Below are 451 nucleotides of genomic sequence, written 5' to 3'. Positions count from 1 at the left end.
CCTCTCCGGTGCTGCGCCGGGCCAGCCGCCCGCCACGCTGACCGACTACCTGCCGCCCGACGCGCTGATGTTCCTCGACGAGAGCCACCAGATGATCGGCCAGCTCGCGGCCATGTACAACGGCGACCGTGCGCGCAAGACCACCCTGGTCGAATACGGCTTCCGCCTGCCGTCCGCGCTCGACAACCGCCCGCTCAAGTTCGAGGAGTTCGAGCGCCGCATGCGGCAGGTCGTGTTCGTCTCGGCCACGCCGGCCGACTACGAGAAGACGCATTCGAGCAAGGTGGTGGACCAGGTGGTGCGGCCCACTGGCCTGGTGGACCCGATCGTCGAGGTGCGCCCCGCCACGCACCAGGTGGACGATGTGCTGCAGGAGATCCGCACGCGCGTGGAGCGCAACGAGCGCGTGCTGATCACCACGCTCACCAAGCGCATGGCCGAGCAGCTCACC

1 pseudogene is annotated in these 451 nt (G+C 69.0%); it reads left to right on the top strand.

From position 1 onward, the window contains the following. Positions 1-451 (top strand): annotated as a pseudogene (locus tag GVL50_RS28500) (excinuclease ABC subunit B); the annotation flags it as partial.

It is taken from the genome of Pseudomonas sp. 18058 (assembly GCF_902706155.1).
Classification (GTDB): Bacteria; Pseudomonadota; Gammaproteobacteria; order Pseudomonadales; family Pseudomonadaceae; genus Aquipseudomonas; species Aquipseudomonas rustica.
This window is presented reverse-complemented; position numbering and strand designations above follow the sequence as displayed.